Annotated in this window: 13 protein-coding genes and 2 tRNA genes; 3 read left to right on the top strand and 12 right to left on the bottom strand. The window is 42.1% G+C overall.

What is annotated here, in order from left to right; all coding sequences use genetic code 11:
* Nucleotides 1-72: 72 nt before the first annotated feature.
* Complete coding sequence (gene ahcY, locus BSCG_RS05680; RefSeq protein ID WP_004302401.1) at nucleotides 73-1,491, bottom strand: adenosylhomocysteinase; 1,419 nt, start codon at nucleotides 1,489-1,491, stop codon at nucleotides 73-75.
* A gap of 183 nt (nucleotides 1,492-1,674) precedes the next feature.
* Between ahcY and BSCG_RS05675 the strand changes: the two genes are divergently transcribed.
* Nucleotides 1,675-2,877 carry a PAS domain-containing protein gene (locus BSCG_RS05675; RefSeq protein WP_004310709.1) on the top strand — a complete coding sequence of 401 codons (1,203 nt, stop codon included), beginning with the start codon at nucleotides 1,675-1,677 and terminating at the stop codon, nucleotides 2,875-2,877.
* Between the two features lie 137 nt (nucleotides 2,878-3,014).
* Here BSCG_RS05675 and BSCG_RS05670 read toward each other — a convergent pair whose 3' ends face one another.
* Nucleotides 3,015-4,703, bottom strand: coding sequence for a S41 family peptidase (locus BSCG_RS05670; RefSeq protein WP_004310710.1), 1,689 nt, complete (start codon nucleotides 4,701-4,703; stop codon nucleotides 3,015-3,017).
* A 45-nt stretch (nucleotides 4,704-4,748) separates the two neighbouring features.
* Nucleotides 4,749-5,738: an adenosine kinase gene (locus tag BSCG_RS05665; RefSeq protein ID WP_004310711.1), complete on the bottom strand. Its 990-nt coding sequence runs from the start codon at nucleotides 5,736-5,738 to the stop codon at nucleotides 4,749-4,751.
* Nucleotides 5,739-5,815: 77 nt separating this feature from the next.
* Between BSCG_RS05665 and BSCG_RS05660 the strand changes: the two genes are divergently transcribed.
* Together BSCG_RS05660 and BSCG_RS05655 are read left to right on the top strand one after the other, a co-directional pair.
* A tRNA-Asn gene (locus BSCG_RS05660) sits at nucleotides 5,816-5,889 on the top strand.
* 28 nt (nucleotides 5,890-5,917) lie between these two features.
* A tRNA-Asn gene (locus BSCG_RS05655) sits at nucleotides 5,918-5,991 on the top strand.
* A 144-nt stretch (nucleotides 5,992-6,135) separates the two neighbouring features.
* On the opposite strand, the gene BSCG_RS30105 is transcribed toward BSCG_RS05655, so the two are convergent.
* The 9 genes from BSCG_RS30105 to BSCG_RS05615 form a co-directional block, all read right to left on the bottom strand.
* Nucleotides 6,136-6,354 (bottom strand): hypothetical protein, encoded by a 219-nt coding sequence (locus tag BSCG_RS30105; RefSeq protein WP_157453715.1) that lies wholly within the window; start codon nucleotides 6,352-6,354, stop codon nucleotides 6,136-6,138.
* A gap of 1,579 nt (nucleotides 6,355-7,933) precedes the next feature.
* Nucleotides 7,934-8,638 carry a ComF family protein gene (locus tag BSCG_RS05650; RefSeq protein ID WP_004310712.1) on the bottom strand — a complete coding sequence of 235 codons (705 nt, stop codon included), beginning with the start codon at nucleotides 8,636-8,638 and terminating at the stop codon, nucleotides 7,934-7,936.
* A gap of 30 nt (nucleotides 8,639-8,668) precedes the next feature.
* Complete coding sequence (locus tag BSCG_RS05645) at nucleotides 8,669-9,472, bottom strand: inositol monophosphatase family protein (protein ID WP_008776974.1); 804 nt, start codon at nucleotides 9,470-9,472, stop codon at nucleotides 8,669-8,671.
* Between the two features lie 116 nt (nucleotides 9,473-9,588).
* A complete protein-coding gene (locus tag BSCG_RS05640) occupies nucleotides 9,589-10,728 on the bottom strand; it encodes an aldose epimerase family protein (RefSeq protein WP_008646389.1) in 1,140 nt (379 codons plus the stop codon).
* Nucleotides 10,729-10,757: 29 nt separating this feature from the next.
* Entirely contained in the window at nucleotides 10,758-11,279 is a 522-nt protein-coding gene (locus tag BSCG_RS05635; RefSeq protein ID WP_032849707.1) for an RNA polymerase sigma-70 factor, read from the bottom strand.
* Nucleotides 11,280-11,505: 226 nt separating this feature from the next.
* Nucleotides 11,506-14,760 carry a DUF5107 domain-containing protein gene (locus BSCG_RS05630; RefSeq protein ID WP_008776975.1) on the bottom strand — a complete coding sequence of 1,085 codons (3,255 nt, stop codon included), beginning with the start codon at nucleotides 14,758-14,760 and terminating at the stop codon, nucleotides 11,506-11,508.
* A gap of 39 nt (nucleotides 14,761-14,799) precedes the next feature.
* Nucleotides 14,800-16,689 carry a hypothetical protein gene (locus BSCG_RS05625; protein WP_008776976.1) on the bottom strand — a complete coding sequence of 630 codons (1,890 nt, stop codon included), beginning with the start codon at nucleotides 16,687-16,689 and terminating at the stop codon, nucleotides 14,800-14,802.
* Nucleotides 16,690-16,715: 26 nt separating this feature from the next.
* Nucleotides 16,716-18,593, bottom strand: coding sequence for a hypothetical protein (locus BSCG_RS05620; RefSeq protein ID WP_083792328.1), 1,878 nt, complete (start codon nucleotides 18,591-18,593; stop codon nucleotides 16,716-16,718).
* A gap of 36 nt (nucleotides 18,594-18,629) precedes the next feature.
* Nucleotides 18,630-19,706, bottom strand: a complete 1,077-nt coding sequence (locus tag BSCG_RS05615) for a cellulase family glycosylhydrolase (protein WP_008776977.1) — start codon at nucleotides 19,704-19,706, stop codon at nucleotides 18,630-18,632.
* Between the last annotated feature and the right edge of the window lie 11 nt (nucleotides 19,707-19,717).

Here is a 19,717-nt window from a genome sequence, read left to right on the forward strand (position 1 = left end):
TTGATAACAGTGGAATATCGATCTCCCTCACTTATCAATCGTAAATGGTAAATCGTCTAATCGTAAATCAAATTAGTATCTATAATGATCTGCTTTATAAGGTCCGTCCACCGATACACCAATATAAGCGGCCTGTTCGGGAGTCAGCTTAGTCAGTTTCACACCGATCTTTTCAAGATGCAGGCGAGCCACTTCCTCGTCCAGATGCTTCGGCAAGCGATATACATTGATATCATATTTCTTGTTGAACAGTTCTATCTGCGCCAATGTCTGATTGGTAAATGAATTACTCATCACGAATGACGGGTGTCCTGTTGCACATCCCAGATTTACCAGACGACCGTCGGCCAACAAGATAATGCTATGTCCATCCGGGAAATAATAACGGTCTACCTGCGGTTTGATATTCACACATTTGATGCCCGGATAATGTTTCAAAGCATCTACCTGAATTTCATTATCGAAATGGCCGATGTTGCAAACGATAGCCTGGTCTTTCATTTTCTCCATGTGGTCGATACGGATAATATCGATATTACCTGTCGTAGTCACGAAGATGTTACCTTCCAGACAAGCCTCTTCCATCGTCACTACTTCGAAACCTTCCATTGCAGCCTGCAGTGCACAGATCGGGTCTACCTCCGTCACGAGCACCCGCGCTCCATAAGAACGCATGGAGTGAGAACAGCCTTTACCCACATCACCATAACCGCATACCACTACTACTTTTCCGGCAATCATCACATCTGTTGCACGCTTGATTCCGTCGGCCAACGATTCGCGGCAACCGTACAGATTATCAAACTTAGATTTCGTTACCGAGTCGTTTACATTGAATGCCGGGAACAGCAATTTGCCTTCTTCCTGCATCTGATACAAACGGTGTACGCCTGTCGTAGTCTCTTCAGATACGCCACGCACTTCTTCCGCCACACGATGCCAGCGAGTACTGTCTTCTGCCAACACTTTCTTCAAGATGGCATTCAGTTCTATTTCATCCTCCGCGTGTACTTCCTTATCCAATACGGCAGCATTATTTTCAGCATCATAACCCACGTGGATCATCATTGTTGCGTCACCGCCATCATCTACAATCACATTCGGTCCCTTACCGCCGTCAAAGCTCAATGCCTGCAACGTGCACCACCAATAATCGGCAAGAGTCTCGCCCTTCCATGCAAATACCGGTACACCGGCAGCAGCTATCGCAGCAGCAGCATGATCCTGCGTTGAATATATATTACAAGAGCACCAACGTACTTCAGCTCCTAAAGCCACTAATGTTTCAATCAGCACAGCCGTTTGAATGGTCATGTGCAACGACCCCATAATGCGGGCACCTTTTAACGGTTTGGATTCTCCATACTTTTCGCGAAGAGCCATCAGGCCGGGCATTTCTTTTTCTGCCAAATCGATTTCCTTGCGTCCGAAATCAGCAAGTGTAATATCTGCCACCTTATAGGGCAGAGTAGAGAATAATTCTGTAGACATATTGTAAATCATTTATATATAATGGATGCAAAGATAGAACATTCTGATTAGTAGGGCAAAAGCTATCCGTTTTTTTTATATTATAATAACTAGGGAGGCTGTCAGCATCTCGGAATATTGTTTTATATTTGCAACAGATAAAACAACTTCTACAACATTCTAATGAATAATAACGAATCTTCTATGAGAAATTACGAAAACAAAACAAAGGAAGATCTTTTGGAAATAATCGAACAATTAGAGAAGAAAATAGATTTTCTTTCCTCTCATTCTTCTTCTGATTCTTCCTCTCCTTCCAAAGAACGTTTTCGTGATAAATATAGTACCCGGATACTGGATGCTCTTCCTGACATGCTCACCGTCTTCGACCATGACGCCAATATCATAGAGCTTGCTTCTTCTCCGGCAACTAATCACGTAGAAGGTATCAGCCCCAACAATATCACTACCACTAACGTAAAAGACATTCTGCCCAAAGAGGCTTATGAAAGTGTCCGCAAGAATATGGATAAGGTGATTCTCACAGGAGAAAGCTCCACAGCCAGGCATGAATTAATGCTAGACGGTGTTTTACATCACTACGAAAACCGTATCTTTCCTTTGGATAAAAAGTATCTGTTGTGTATGTGCCGTGATATATCCCAACAATGGGAGGCGGAACAGACGAATGCCCAACAACAGAAAGAACTAAAGGCTGCCAGAATCAAAGCGGAAGAGTCGGACCGATTGAAATCTGCTTTTCTGGCAAACATGAGTCATGAAATACGTACCCCGCTCAATGCCATTGTAGGATTCTCCAAACTAATCACTTACGCAACATCTGCGGAAGAGAAGAATCAATATTCGGAAATCATCGAACGAAATTCGGAAATGCTGCTGAATCTATTTAATGATATTCTGGATCTGGCATCGCTTGAAGCTGATTCTCTAAAATTCAATATCCGCCCGATCAAATTAATAGATATCTGCCTGCAGCTGGAACAACAATTCTGGCATAAGACGCAAAACGGTGTCAAACTTATTTTGGACGACGTAGATACGGACATGTATACTTCGGGAGACTGGAATCGCATCATACAAATTATAAGTAACTTGCTTAGTAACGCTACGAAGTTTACCCCGAAAGGAGAAATTCATTTCGGATATCGGGAAAAGGAGGATTTTGTAGAGTTCTACGTTAAAGATAGCGGCATCGGCATTCCGGCAGCAAGAATTGCCACAATTTTCCGGCGCTTTGGAAAGGTCGACGATTTTGTTCAGGGAACAGGATTGGGATTAACTCTTTGCAGAATGTTAGTAGAGAAGATGGGTGGACGTATCTGGTTGCGCTCTCAGGAAGGCCAGGGAAGCAGATTCTATTTTACCCTGCCTTTGGTTCGTCAATAAAGATCGATTAAGGACACAAATATCAGTGTCCGGGCATGACCTTACAGGACTTTTACAATTAAATATAGATATACAGAAAACGCGGCTTGTTGGTAACAAAACCGCGTTTTCCGCATATATCTATGTTTGAAATATATTTATTCCTTAGCAGCCGGAGCACTAAGCATTTCTTTATATTTCACCGGATCATTCAGAATTTTCATCGCTTCCTTCAAACCATCATCATCCTTCAACTGCTGGATGATATTACCACGTTGGTAATAGTAACGCTTGATAATTTCAGTAGCAATCATCTTCTTTATATCAGATGAGAAATAATCCAAGTCGCGATCAAGATCATGGTTCAACTTCTTTTCAAGTGCTTTGAACTCCTCTGAAGCATCATCCATATACCCTTCAAACTCGGCAGCTTCTTTCAACGTTTTCAGAATTTTCTCGCTTTGCTGGTCATATTTGAAGTCGGCTTTCTTCACCAACGCTTTAAAATCATTATAATCAGCATCTGTCACCTCAAACTTCTCCGGAGCAACGATGGTAGGATGTTTCAAACAATACTGAGTTGCATAATCAAAAATCAGATTATCACGTACCAAATAGAAGAGGATATTCGGTAATTTCTCCTGTTTGATAACAATATCCGGCATTACACCACCTCCATCGCGTACTTCACGTCCGGCAGCCGTATGGAATACCTTAGTCAAACTGTCAGGAATGGTTCCTACACTTCCATCTTCATTACGATGCTTGTAGTCAATAGCCTGTACACAACGTCCACTTGGAATATAATATTTGGAGGTAGTCACTTTCATCGTTCCGCCATAAGGCAAAGAGCGGGGAACCTGTACCAGTCCTTTTCCGAAGGTACGGTTACCAACGATAACGGCACGGTCGAGATCCTGCAGAGAACCTGATAAGATTTCGGAAGCAGAAGCGGTTCCACTATTTACCAATACCGCAATCGGAATATCCAAGTCCAACGGCTCGCGCAATGTCTTATAAGTGTTACTAGCTTGTTTGATTTTCCCTTTGGTCGTTACAATCACCTTTCCACGCGGCAAGAAATAATTCGCAATTTCTACTGCTTCATCCAGCAATCCACCGCCATTACTACGGAGGTCTATCACCAACGAAGTAGCTCCCTGTTTCTTCAAATCCAGAAATGCTTTCTTAAACTCTTTGGAAGGGTTGCCGGAAAAAGTGCTAAGGCTAATGTAACCTACATTATTATCCAATACGGCAGTATAAGGAATCGCCGGATTCTGAATAGACTCACGTACAATCGTGAACTCCATCGGCGTACGTCCACCTTTCTCATTCGGGCGCTCAATCTTTAGCTTAAAACTGGTACCTGCCTGTCCGCGTAACATCTGGCTGACTTCCGCATTATTCTTACCGGCAAGATCCTGTCCGTCAATCTCCATCAGTATATCTCCCGCTTTCAGACCGGCTTTTGCAGCAGGCGTTCCCTCAAAAGGTTCAGAAATCATCGAACGTTTTAGTTTCGTATTATAAGCAATGTAAGAACCCATCCCACCAAATGATCCTTTAATCATCTGCTCCAGTTCACTCTGATCTTCTTCCGGGAAATATTCCGTATAAGGATCCAGCGTATAAAGCATATTATCGATTCCTTCCCGAATCGTTTTATTCGGATCAATGGTATCTACATAGAACATATCCAGTTCTTTCACAATCGCATTAAATATATCCAGATTCTTTGCAATCTGGAAATTACGGTCGTCTCCACTCTTGAAACTAAAGAAAGCAACTGTTGCTATCACCGCTACTGCAACAATAGCTATCTGCCTGTTCAGCAATTTTTTCATACCTCTTTCAATCTAAATGAGTCGTAAAAGTAGCTCAATCCTTTGTTATTCCGCCAGAACCCTGTTAATATTTAACTTAATTTCATCCCAGCGTTCCTGTGATATCGTTGTTCCGATTACCTGAATAACATTTCCCGAGAGAATAGAACCTATTTTTGCACATTTATCCAACGAATATCCGCAAGTCAATCCGTATAAGAATCCGGAAGCAAAATAATCACCGGCACCGGTAGTATCTACCACTTTTTGAACCGAAATGGCCGAAACCTTTATTTCTTCTGTCCCTTTGCGGATATAAGAACCATTTGCCCCGACTTTTACAATAGCAATACTGCATTTCTTGGCAATCACTCTCAAAGCTTCCTCCGGCTCCTTGCCGGTAAAGGCTTTCGCTTCCTCTTCGTTTGCAAAGACAATGTCGACATATTTGTTTATTAACAAGGTGAAGAATTCCAGATCATTAGCCACAATGTTATAACTAGCCATATCGAGACAAATCTGCAAACCGGCTTCTTTAGCCAGTTCAATGGCGTGAAGAATCATTTCGTGGTCCTGAACAAGATAGCCTTCTATAAATAGGTACGCGTAACCTTTAAACATATCCAAGGTCAGTTCCTCTGCTCTCAAAGAAGCCGCTGCTCCCAGATAGGTTCCGAAAGTGCGCTCTCCATCCGGTGAAATAAAAGTGGATGCCACACCGGAAGGCAGTCGATCCGAGGTCAATAATTTGTCTTCAATCTTATTTTTCTGCAGATTTTCACGAAAAAATTCTCCATAATTATCATTTCCCACTTTTCCGATAAACCCTGTTCCAGCACCCAAACAAGCCAGTCCGAGGATGGCATTTCCTGCCGATCCGCCTGTTGCCAAGTGAGTTTTCATCTGTGAAAATTTTGTGTTAATCTGCTGTAACTTAGCGTCATCGATGAGCTGCATGCTTCCTTTGGGTAAACCCATTTCATCCAAAAGAGTATCATCCTTCAGGGTTGCGAGTACGTCTACCAGGGCGTTGCCCAATCCTATTATTTTGTCCATTCCTAATATTTTTTTTGCAAAGATATTGCATATTTCAAAAAAACCTAGTACTTTTGCATCGCAATTGAGAAAAACATTCTTCCTTAGCTCAGTCGGTTAGAGCATCTGACTGTTAATCAGAGGGTCCTTGGTTCAAGTCCAAGAGGAAGAGCAAAGTTGAAAATCTTGATTGCAAACATTCTTCCTTAGCTCAGTCGGTTAGAGCATCTGACTGTTAATCAGAGGGTCCTTGGTTCAAGTCCAAGAGGAAGAGCAAAAAAGAAGCCACCTAGAAGGGTGGCTTTTCTATTTATTCACCTTTCTTATCATCCAAAGGACTAATAATATATCTTGTGGGATTTGGCTCAGAACAACCATATCTCTAAAAGTAGGTACATCATATCGGTACAAAAAGGAATTAAATAGTGATTAACTGGTGTGGTATTGAATCACAACAGAATTGAATAAATTCTCTTATTGGATATTTATTTTCCATTTTTCCATGTCCCCCTTCATCTTTTCTCTGTCTCTCCGATGAATAAGGAATTTGCGGGTGAAGGATAACAACTTCACCATCTCTTCTCCTGTAGCGATTAGTTTCAAAAATTGTTTCAAGGCTTGAAACAATCCGTTTCACACCGAGAAACACTTCGTTTCACTGCTTGAAACACTTTGTTTCTCGGCGTGAAACATCTAGTTTCAAATAGGGTTGAAACTAATTACGAAATAGCTTTACTAATCTTGCTTAATGGTGGAATCTGAAAGTAGCAATTTGACTTGATTCACGATGAAGAGAAGGTGAAGGGGCGGCTATTCACCTGCAAACTCCTTGTTTATCGGCAATACAGAAGAAAAGTGAAGGAGCTGGAAGAATTGAACATGTTATAGAAAAGAGCATCGAATTGTTCAAAACCCATATGGAATGAGTCGAATCGTCTATTCATAGGAAATGATTTTAATTGGGCATTTCTATTTATCCGTTTGCCTATCCAGATTCGTTCCACTTGCTATTTTTATTTCGTTCCATTATAGTGGAACGAAGTAAAAGTAGCTAATTGAGATAATCTGACTAGGCAATAAAGATAATTTGTTTGGGCAATTAAAAAAGTCTTATTGGCACACCTAACGGAGATACGGTGGCGAGGCATGCATTCGTTTAGCTCAAAACTGTGCAGGAACGAACTTTTTTGGTATAGGCTGCCCTAAAGCACATTACCCAAACTTTTAAACTGTTCCCCGATTTTTCAGACTAATCTAAAATTTATCCCCGCTGATTTGCTACTACTCCAAAGACAGCGGTTCAGTTTGAAAACGGCGGCTTAGTCTGAATATTGGGGATTTGGGGATCAGTTTGAGAACAAAGACGAAAGAATAAGGGGAACCTCCCGGATAAATCCATTAGTCCCCCTCTGATACTGGTCGTACCTCATCGTTTCTTGATAAAGGCAAGTAGTTACACATAAATGTAATGTTTTCGACCTTTTAACCGTCAGACACCACTCCGTCCCATTTGACTTGCCTTTAAAGTTTAAATAACATTAGATCTTGGCGAAAAATAGCAAACCACAACCAACTGGCTGCTATAGATTCGCCGTGACACTTCATTTGTTTAATGAAAAAATAGACGAGGCAGTCCTACCGTTTGGATATAAACCACCTCGTCTTGGGGTCTTAGCCGAACCTGTTTATTTCTCTATCTTCATTCATTTCAAATCGGTTTAAATACATAAAAGAAGGAAAGAATACCATAAGAGATGTCCAGCCGGATGATTTCTTGATTGTATGGCGATGCAGCCAAGAAGGGTATTCTCAAGCAAATCACACGATTGCTTTGAGGAGAAAGCGGGCATATCTTTTTTGTTCTTTCCATTTATAACAAATGATGGTTTGCGCCCTTTTACAAACCCTGTATATACAAAAAAAGCGGTAGGGCATTTGCCTATCCGCAAGCGAGGGAGTCGAAGCCCTATACGCACAAACAGGAAATACCCCCCGCATATCGCAAGGAGCATTTTACTGTTTCATGTGCGTATTTGAATTTTCGACTTTTCGCTTGCACAGAAATCTGCTAAACGCTTTTTTTCTTCAAAAACATAAAAACATGTCGATCTACGACAGTGCAAATATAAGAAATTATTAATTCATTCGGTTCTCAATCTCGTTTTTTTTATAAAAAGTCATCTTTGAGAAGCCCTTTATACATTCTTGAAACAAATTTAAGCCGTTGCCAACGTCAATATACTAATCCGTATTCCTTCCACATTCACTAGGCAGGAAGCACATGCCAGAGTAGTAGAACCAGTGGTCAACACATCGTCAACTATCAATATGTGTTTTCCGGCAAGTGTTTCGGGATGCTGAAGCTCGAAGATACCTTCCACATTATCCCGACGTTCAAACACAGATTTACGCGTTTGCGTTTCCGTATTTTTCTTACGCAATATGGATTCTGTATCGATGGGTATTCCTGTTACAGCAGCAATACCACGGGCAATCCACTCACTCTGATTATAACCACGGATTTGCTGTTTTTTCTTATGAAGCGGTATGGGGATTATCACATCAATTCCCTGAAAAAAATGGGAAGACAAAAGTTCGGCAGCCATATACCGCCCCATAATTGCACCTATTTCCTTTTGTCCACCATATTTCAACCGATGAAGAATCAACCGGAAGTCGCTTCCTTTCTCATAAAAGAAAAAAGAAGTAGCCCGTTCCAAAGGGATTTGTCCCCAGAAGAGCCGTTCTACCGGATTATCTTTTCGAAGATGATAATTAGTACGGGGTAGATTGATATTACATACTGTACAGATACATTCTTCACCCTTTGCTAACGGCCGGTCGCAAACAACGCAGCAACGGGGAAATAGCAAAGATAAGAAGGAACTAAGCCAGTCTTTGATAAGAAGTGTGTGTTTCATAATAATAGAAATTTGAAGTTGCAATAGCACCTACATATTCAATGGAGGGACTTCTGCTAGGAGCTTCTGAAAGAAAGGATGAAGATTCCCGTTCGTTGCGATAATATGATGTCCTTCTATGAAATGATCCTCACCATAAAAATCAGTCACCTTTCCTCCCGCCTCCTGAACAATCAGTGCTGCCGCAGAATAATCCCATTTTCCGAGAAATGCTTCCATCCAAGCATCCAAACGCCCAATAGCCACATAGCAGATTGCGGCAGCAGCCGAGCCATTCATTCGAATACCGCCCACTACCCCATAAAGCTGATCGATGAGATGAAGAGCAGTCTGTTTATATTGCAGATGATTATAAGGTAATTCTGTAATGACAAATGCATCTTTGATGTCCTCAACGTTCGACACATGAATTTCTTCACCATTCATAAACGCTTTTCCGCCTTTCCAAGCATAAAAACATTCATCCCGGCAAACTTCATAAACGACACCTAAAAGAAGTTCGGTACGGCTACGTAAAGCGATGGACACACAATAAGGAGCCTCATCATGAATATAATTCGTGGTTCCATCCAAGGGGTCAATCACCCAACAGTAGGGTTCATCCTGATAAGTGGCAGAGCCTTCTTCTGTAATGAATCCCGCTTCAGGCAATAAAGCAGTAAGGGCTTTCACCACTCGCACTTCAGATTCTTTATCCACATAAGACACATAATCGTGTGCATGTTTTTCCACCACACGCTCACGACGGAAGTTCTTTCGTTCTTCTTTCAAAAAATATCCAACTTCTGTAGCAATCCGACATACATCAGCTGTAAGTTGTTTTAAATCTAACATTCTATCTTTCATAATTTAGGCAATCCGCAAATCAATGCCAAAATTATTACTTTTTTTGATAGAAATAAGAGTTTTCCCGGAAAAAGATAAGTAATTCCAAGGTATACTCTATTGAATTACTTTTGCACAGTAAATCTATATTCCGTAACGGAATAATATTTCTCATGAGGACGCAACACACAGGATGGAAATTCAGGATGATGTGGCGTGTCCGGATGATGGATGGTTTCCAATATCAGACCACCATATTTCTGTTGTGGACCACCTTTAGCCACTATCTTTTCTGAAAGCCCGATACCGGTATAGATCAACAAGCCGGGCTCTGTAGTGTAAGTTTCTAATTGACGGCCACTTTGAGGTTCCGTGACAGTTGCAGCATAACGCAAATCTCCGTTATAATCACGAAGTATCCAGTTAGCCGAATAACCACCCATAAGTTTCATGTGTTCATTAGGAGAGGTGACACGTTCTGCAAAGCTATGAGGAGTGCGAAAATCTAAAGGTCCTCCTACTACTGATTCAACCGAAACCGGCACATACCACGGAGTATTTACCGTAACTGAATCCGCATTAATTTGTACGATATGATTTAAAACCGAACCTCCGTCATAACCCTGAAGGTTAAAATAGCAATGTTGCGACATATTAACGATAGTCGGCTGATCGGTAACTGCCTCATATTCTATACGCCAAGTATTGTCCGGAGTCCAGTAATAAGTGACTTTACAGTCCAAATTACCAGGATATCCCTCCTCTCCGTCAGGACTGCAACGAGTAAAAACAATGCCAAGCGTATCAGAACAATTGACCGGCATCGCTTTCCACATGACACGATCAAATCCCTTCACACCGCCGTGCAAATGCCCGGGACGTCCGTTTGGAGATTCATTGCACGAAAGTTGATACCGAACAGAATCAATCATAAAATTCCCGCCGGCAATACGGTTAGCATAACGTCCTAATAAAGCCCCGAAAAACCGCTCGGCTCCAGTCTCATAATCCTTTAGGTTTTCATATCCAAGCACTACATCTGCCATTTTTCCTTCCCGGTCCGGCACCATAATATTCGTCACACGACACCCATAGTCAATGACCTTGAATTGAGCTCCTGAAGCATTAGTCAGGATATATTGAGTAACGGTATCACCACCTTGAGTAACACCATAAAATGCTGTTTTCACTCCAGGAATGACCTCACATTCCGCACAAGCACTAACAAGTACGGCTAAATACAAACAAGCAAAAAATCTATTCATCTGACATTCAATAGTAAAGAATAAATATTTTATCGAATAAACAGCCACAAAAATGCAAATGCAGAAGAAGATAAGATCTCTCTTATTCGTTTGAGCGCAATGCTTATTTGTGTCTCTACTGTTTTTACAGAAATCCCGAGACGTTCGGCAATCTGCCTATAAGAAAGTCCCTCCTTCCGGCTCAAGGAAAATATCTCCCTACATCTCTCCGGAAGCTGTTCAATTGCCCGATTCACCACTTTTGTCAAGGCATCAATGTCAAAACAATCTTTATATTTCCTTTCTTCCAGTTGCTGGTTAAACCAATTCTCTAACAACTGATGCCTGTTTTCCTCATCACGAAGATAGTTTAATACCCGATTTTTGGCAGCCCGGAAAAGATAGGTTTTTATATAGGTTATTTCAATACAATCTTTATTCTCCCATAGTTTGAGAAACACCTCCTGAATAACATCTTCTATGACTGCTACATCATGCGTATAGAAGTTGAGAAAACAACAAAGTTGTTCATAGTATGTATCGTAATAATTTCGAAAGGCTTGAATATCCATCGTTCCCGGAATTGTGTTTATCAGTCTCACAAATCTACAAAAAATAATCTTCTTTCGGAATATATTTTCGTAAAGAGAACCATACCTTCAAAACACTTTCTAATACTAAAACCGAAATTACATTAATTGCACTAAACAAAGATGCTGATAATGAAGCGGATCATACAGATTCTTTCTAAATATAAATCTGTATGAATCCGCGTCCAAATGAGCTTTACAAGATCGTTCAGAATTGTCTTTCTGCAAAAATATTCAGAGCATAAGGATCACTCACCGCTGCCTGCTCAATATATTTCTGTGCCAGCTTCGTATCACCGGTGTAGCGATAAGCCAGCGCTAGTAAATAACTATAATAAGCACTCCTTTGCTGTACGGCACGATCGCAGAAACTTATAAAGAAAGGAGTAGTGGCAAAATAACCCGCATCAACAGTCTTCATGCCTTCTTTCCAATCTTGCAGTTTATAATTGATGAGCATATCCCCCTTGAAAGGCATACCCGTTTCACGATAACAAAGTGCCTGATAAAATGGCAATTCCGGTAAGTTCATATTACTAAAATAATCTACCTCAATACCCGTTATAAAATCAAAATTCTCATTGGCCTTGTCTTCCTGCCCCAAAGATTTCAAACAGATTGCTTCATAATATTTAAATGGAACCAATCTAACGATATTCCACAAACCTGCTCCCAGATTTTGAGGCAGAGTTTGCGCAGCCTTAAAACAATCAACCGTTTCTTGCATTTTATTTTCTTTCATTAATCTACGCCCTTTCAGGAAATAAGCAAACATATACTGTTCTGCTACGGCATGTTCTCCACCTTCAGCCGGGACAAAGTTACGTCCCCTAAGAAGTTCTATTGCCTTATCCTCCTGTCCTGCCATGTTATAAGCTCGTGCCCATTCAAGCATAATATCATCGCGGCTAATTACAGACTTATGATTATTCAGGAAAGAAATACGTTCAATAGGAGCAACTCCTAACTTACCCATTACATAGACCGTTTCAAAAATCAACTGTTCGTCATTCGGCTTCAAGGATAATGCCTGCTTCAATAAGGGTAACACTTCATTTTTACGATCCATGTGTGAATAGTAAGCGACAGCCAGATTTCGTGCAGCACGATAATCAGTACCGGACAAGCCTTCCCAAAGAGCGACTGCCTTCTCATAATGTCCTTTGGCGTAGAGGGCACATCCCAACAGCAACTGCGCCTTCCGACTTCCCTGTTTTGCCCAATGAGACAAACTGTTCATTTCAATTCGCCGACTTGGGAAAGCAATCCCTTCCGTTGCCGAATCATTCGGAGAACCGCCTTTTATATCTGCATATATGGCAGACAGACTAAAAATCAGAGGTTCGTGTGTTTGCAACATCTCTATCAGGGAAACAGTCTCTTTCTGCAGATTAGCGACAAGCAAAGTTTCTATAAGATCGAGACATACCTGATTCTTATCCGTCTGTATCTTTTCCATAAAATCCCGGGCACTAACTTTACCGGTCAACACACCGAAATAACGTGCCAAATGATTAAGTTTATCATTCGCTTCTACAGACAAATATTGACGTTCCGATGCTTTTTTATCTCCCTGCAAATAAGAAGCATATATCATCAACGCATTGGCTACAGCATTATCTTTATGATAAGTAATGGCAGTAGTAAGATGTTGAACAGCCTTGTCATACTCCAGCTTACGTATGTCAAGCATAGCCGCATAAGTCATGGCTGAAGAAACATAAGCACTGCTCCATGCCGCTTTCCGGAAATAATCATAGGATTTCTCCTGCTCATCGAGCGCTAAATAAACATGCCCTAACAAATAGTACAGTTTCCCATTTTCAAGACGCGTATTGAACCGTGTCAACACTTTTTCCGCCCTCAAAAGATATTCCAAAGCCTCACTGTAAAAAGCATTGCGTAATTTTGCTTCTCCTAAAGCGATCAATGCAGGAGCAAAATTCGGATCACGTTCAAGAGCTTCTTTATAATAGCTCTCTCCTTTAGTGGCAGGATCACGGTATTGGTCCACATGCAAACCTTCAAGATACAACAAATGCGGACTTTCAACCTTTTTGATATTCGGCATATCCTGTGTTGTATGAGGAATATTAAAAGTATCGTGTTTCTTCACTGTATAAGACATTAAAACAGTTCCGTCATTAGCGGTGACATCTATTGAATATCCCAACTTCATTCTTACATCCGCAGGTAGCATATATTCTTCTCTGGCTTTGACCGTAGCTTTTCCTGAATACAAAATCTGATTATCACCTTTGACCGTAATCTTCACATTACGAGTCTTGTTCAGTTGCACTTTAATCGTATCCTTGACGTATATAGCTCCTGTCGTGTTCGCAAAATCCGGAACCCCGATTTCTCCGATCGGGAACCAATATTGCGAGAAGGTTTTAGTCTCCATCGGTTCAAGCCATGTAAAGTCCGGCTGATTGTCAGAATAACTGCCTGCCATTAACTCACAATAGGCTCCATCTGTATCTGTGAGAGCATTTTCCCAAGACTGGGACAACTGATTGTAAGCCCATGTGAACATTTTCTTACCGGGTGACACATGATGATCTCCGATGTGTACAACCCCGCATTTCCTGCCCGTATCATAACCGCCAAAGAAATCATACTGTGATGCCGCACTAAAATAAGAGGTAGGCTGAATCGTATTCTTATGTTTGCTTATATCAACTGCACCGTCATAACGAATACCATTAAATATCCCCGCCGCATTTGTTGCAACCGGATAAGTGGTAACCGAACGTTTGTAATGGAAAAACACATGGCTTACATCGTGCGGAAAGAATATCTCATAATTCTTATTCGAAGGTACCGCCACATTCTCCCACCATAAAAACGAATGTCTTAACGGTGTGATATTCGACAACTTGACTCTCGTTTCAAAGATAGACTCACCAGGATTAAGCACAATACCAACCATGCCTTTCATCCGGTCTGTCGGATCATGTTCCGAAACCCAAACAATCACTCCTCCGCCCGGCAGTTTTTCTATCTCATAATCAGTAGGCATAAAAGACGAAGCCCGATGATGAAAAGGCCAGTTAAACTCCAGTCCACCGGAAATCCATGACCCCAATGCACCGATAAGAGCAGGTTTTATGACATGGTTCTTATAGAAAAAATCATATCCATTCGTTTTATCTTTGGCAGCATATATCTTACCACCAATTTCCGGCAATATTTGAAGTTCCAAATATTCATTCTCCAATTTGATTAGTGTATATTCCTTATCCACTTTTTGTTCCCGATTCACTTTCAGAACGATTTTATTAGGATAAGGATTGCCACTCGACCGTTGGTGTACCCGGTTTTCAGCAAACATCGGCAGTTCTTCACGTTCGGGTTCTGTGTATGTCGGAATACTGACTTTACTTACAGACACCTTGACCGATTGCGCTTTCGCGCTTGTAGTAAGAAACAAAATCAGAAATAAAATATTGAAATATTTCATGAATGCATGTATTATTATGATTAAAAAATATCTTTCATTTTACTCTATCCTGACACAACGGACAGATGCTGCCGAAGCACGGTCCAGACCTGTAAAATTAAGATTTGCATTATTATAATAGAAGTAATAAGCTCCTGTTGTCCCCGGATTACTAGTCCATTGATACCCCCGATATTCCTGATAAGCAATTTTATTAGCTCCCCTATCCAGATAGCCTCCTGTCGGGAAGTAAGAAGTTTGCGAACCATCAATCACAAACAGATGCCCGTAATTATTATCACATTCTGTTTTTGAAGTAAAGATAAATCCCTGATAGCAATTCTGATCGGGCACACAATAACCTTCCGGACAGGGGTCATACACTGTCTTTACATTCTTAGTCAAACCGTCTGAATTTCCCCACAGTCCGTTATTCCGCCATTCATTATGCCAGTCATTCGCAGAAAAGATTCTTGTATCAGGATTGGAGATAGTATAACTCACAGTTCCTACTTCGGCAGAAGTGGTTGCATTGGCAGTTAATTCCTTATCACTCACAGTCGTCGCACTCGAACGGACAATATCAAGCGGACGCGGGAACGGATCTTTGCGCCCCCACTGATACCATGCACCATAAGCATTCTGGTCTTTAGGAGTAACAGAAGTTGCACCCAAATTACGATCCATCATTTTGAACGTTCCCCGTTCCTCGTTAATATAGGTAAGATCCGATGCTTCAGTCACCCAAATATGGAAAGACCATACATTCTTGCCCGATGCATCTCGAATAGCCACAAGGGCATTTCCTTTCACGCCGCTTACAGGGACTTTTAAAGTAGTTCCCTCCAATGCAGGAACAGCAGAAAGAACATCTCCTGATGAAGACGAATTCGTTTGTGTCCACAAAACAGCCGCAGACACAGCCTTATCTACCAATTCCCCATTGACATTCACTCTCGGACGATTTTCATAAGTATAATCTCCTGCCAATGAATAATAAGGTGTAACATCTATTTCAAGTGTTCCTGCAGATGCCGTACGATAACAGTTTGCCTTACCATAATACAACGTCACCGGCAACAATTCCATCGGTTTTACAACTCCGGCTTCAATAGTGAAAGCACCCGGAGTTGCTTGTTCGTAAATCCGTCCGGCAGCATCCGTTATGACGAAAGTCAACCCTTTGGTATAATTTACCGCAGGAAGAAATAAAACAAAGTCTGTATGAGCCGAGGGATTATTATCCGTAGAAAGAGGTACGCTTGTATCACAAGTAACCAATGCAGTAGCCGCAGCAGAAGGAGTGGAAGACTTCCGAAGTGATACGATTCCATCCGCTACATTAACATCAGCTATACCCGACACCTGTTCTCCGTCATTACCGCGTACAGCTACAGACTTAACGCTAATTCCCATTAACTGATAATCAGTCAGTTGTATCCGTACTCCACCACACAGATTCTTAAAAGAGAAGGCTTCACCATCAGAGGCTGCCGCCATCGGCAAAGATGATATTTCACTATCGGCATTAAATGCACCCATCCATTTCTGTCCGGCAAGTGCCGAAAAGTCAACAGCAAGTGTCGTACCTTCAAGTTGGCTGCCTGACGCAGCCGACGCCGGATAAACAGCATATCGGATGGCATCATCTACAGAAGTGTCCACCGGGTCAAAAACAGCGGTACGAACACTACTGGCAGTAGTAGTATAAACAGCTCCATTCGGTGTTGAAGTGCCAAACAGCCGTATCTCATCATTTTGGGTCCAAACCACATTCATGGATGCATTAAGCGACGTGCGTGTTGTGGCGGTAACAGCACAAATGGCCGTAATGGATTTTTCTCCTCCTTTTACGGTCGGTTCCGGAGAAAACGCCTCGTCATCAGTTTGCACACAACTACCCAATGATAAACCAATTACCAGAAGAATCAGAATTTTATTTTTTTTCATGGTCTCGCAAATTTAAAATGTTATCATTATTTCCATGTACCTTCCGTATCGCCATTATTCCAGGACGGTCCGGTACCGGTATCTCCTTCCCCCGGGAGAGGTTCAGGATCCGTAGCAGCTTTCAAAACGATTGGTAACCATTTCTCATAATTCGTAGCAGTCAGTCCAGTGAAGGTATCACTACCATTCTGATCGTATAAGGTAGCATTAAATATCAAACGATCGGCCACCACCCGAAGTAAAGTCCGTGGAATAGCCATTTCGACTACATATCCCTTATCGGCTGCCGTATCACCAAAAGTTCCGTGAACCGCACCCTTACAAGTTACTGAAGAATGACTGCATTTAATGGTATATTGAACTGCATCCGGAATAAGAGAGATTTTAAGAGGAGTTCCGGTAGCATCTCCACCCTGAAAAATCAATTCCATGCTGTCGTCTGTAGTCAAGTCTTTATCAAGACGTTCCACCAGACAATATACATTTTCTGCATCATAAGCAAAGCGGAACACGGCTTGTGTAGTGGACACACTTCCGATAAATAGCGCATCACTGACTGCACTCCAATCCGAGTTGTCGGCGTCTATCACCGGTGTCATTCCGGAGGCATTAATCCGATGATTCAGAACAAACTGTCCAATCTGAATACGGGCAGCATCTTTATTCTCGCTATTGACAAAAGTAGCAGGCATGGCAGCTACAAGAGTATGCGGATCAATAATTTCCGTTGCTCCCCAATATCCTTTTCCACTGAATGGCTGATACGTTTCTCCCCATTGGGAAGCCTCTGCGTTACCCACCTGCATGGTAAAGAGAGAAGAAGCATTGTACGACAAGACAGTCTCTCCCGAGGGGAATTGTACCAGATAAGGTGCTGCAGCCTTCTGCACAAAATTGAGTTTACGGTCCGAAGGCCCTACTTCATCTCCGGTCAATGGAGCCGAAGCCCAGTTGTCGGAGCTCCATGCCATTGAAATATGATAAACGTCGCCTTCATCTCTGAAACGTGTTTCTGTAGCTACTGCAATCTTCGTCGAATTATTTAATTCGCGGGCAGAAGGCATCTGATCCGAATAAATTTGTTTGCCCGAACCATCTATAGCCAGTCCGGTCTTTTGACGGATCACCTTTCCAACGACCGTCCATGTCCGCCCATTATCCATAGAGCGCAGCATGGCAGTCCCCGAATCGGCTGTGAGAGGCTCGCTATCCGTAAAATAGACCTGTATTTCACCCGAACGAAGTTGTAATGCATAAGGTTCCCAAGTCGTTCCCTGATAAATAATCTGGGCAGTCGACCAGGTACGTCCATTATCGGAAGAACGCCTCATCATAATGCCATTACTCTGCGGATCGACCCTGTATCCCTGATTCAAGCGAAAGGAAGCGAATGCCAAAATATCCTTATTTGCCAGAACGACTGCATCACATGATGAGAAACAGCGTGTATCACTGGCACCGGAAGTTTGCCGGGCACTTTCGCTCTGAAACAGAGGACTGGATGCATTCTGCCATGTAATCAGATTAGTACTTAAAGCATAATAGACATTCCAAGCCTGTGGTCCCTGCTGGTATAATAGCAAATAGGTCCCATCACCTAATTTCTTGATACGGGGATAAAGAGCATTCACAGCCGACAGTGCCGGACTTTCCAAAGTCAGCAACCGGCGATAGTCTAATTCGAGAGAACTATTCCCCCATTCATCCGCATGAGAGTTCACTGCTACATTTTCACTTTTATTGAGCGACTGAATAGAGGTAATCTCTCCGGTGACCGGTTCAGGGTCAGGATTTGAATTAGGACGCGGATTGGGCCACTCATCCGTTGAGGTATAAGATGTACAAGCAACGAGAAGCCCCATCACTGTTACCAAAAGGTATCTATGAGTTTTTAACTTTTTCATCATATTCATTCTTTTATTTATTCAATCCGTTATCTATCAGTTTGAAGTCATACTTTTTATAAAATCAATTTCTTGTTGACTATAAGGTGTACCATCCAGACGGAATATATCATGAAACCAAATTTCAGGTTCCGGATCTCCGGCCTTGCTCGACCACTGTAAATGGAAATTACACTTTCCTGCTGTCAATCCCCAACTGATGGCACCTACCTTTTCACGTTTAAGAATCGGCATTATTTCTTCAAAAGTTGAACGAGGACGTCCCATATACTCCTGACAGATAACCGGACGATCAAACTGCCTCATGAAAGCGATGAATTTTTCCATTTCTTCAGGTCCGTAATAACAGTGAAAGGTCATAACGTCACAATTCTCACCCAGAAAACTGATAATCGGCAAATTACTGCGTGTGCCATGTCCTCCGGGATAAATCCATATCGGAGACGACAGCGGTTGCGAGGGATTCACCTCACGCGCCCAACGGAACACTTCGCGCAACAATGGCATACTGTGTGCTTTCTGCTTGAAGTTTTCCGGTTCGTTATATAAACACCACAATAAAATACGATCATCTGCTTTAAAGGTAGTCATCACATCTTTCACGTAACGTTCCAGACGCGGATACGTTGACGGATCATTGACGGATGGCGCTCCGGGACTCTGTATCCATTGAGAGTTATGAACACCCTGTACAGAAGCCGGTTGTACACCGAGTTTCGGACTCTCAAAACGCCCGCCATTCGTAAAGAAAGTGACGATGGCACGCATACCATGTTTCTGACAGATACCCAGAAATGTATCCAGTCGTTGTTTAAACCCTGCCGGATCCGCTTCCCACACCATATCATGCAGGAATATGCGTACCGTATTGAATCCGAGCTCCCCGGCACGTCCCAACTCCAACTCCATGGTTTTCGGATCAAAAGTCTCCTCTTGCCACATCTCAAACTGATTGATTGCCGTAGCAGTAACGTAGTTGATACCCACCGGCCATTTTTGAGATGCGTACCATGCGTTTGCTTTTTCCGTCGACCATCTTTCAGCCTGTTGGGCACAACCGGTTGTTGTCAATAAAAAGAGAATTGTTACAATCAGTATATTCAATCTATTCATAAGAAATCAAA

The organism is Bacteroides sp. 2_2_4 (genome assembly GCF_000157055.1).
Classification (GTDB): Bacteria; Bacteroidota; Bacteroidia; order Bacteroidales; family Bacteroidaceae; genus Bacteroides; species Bacteroides ovatus.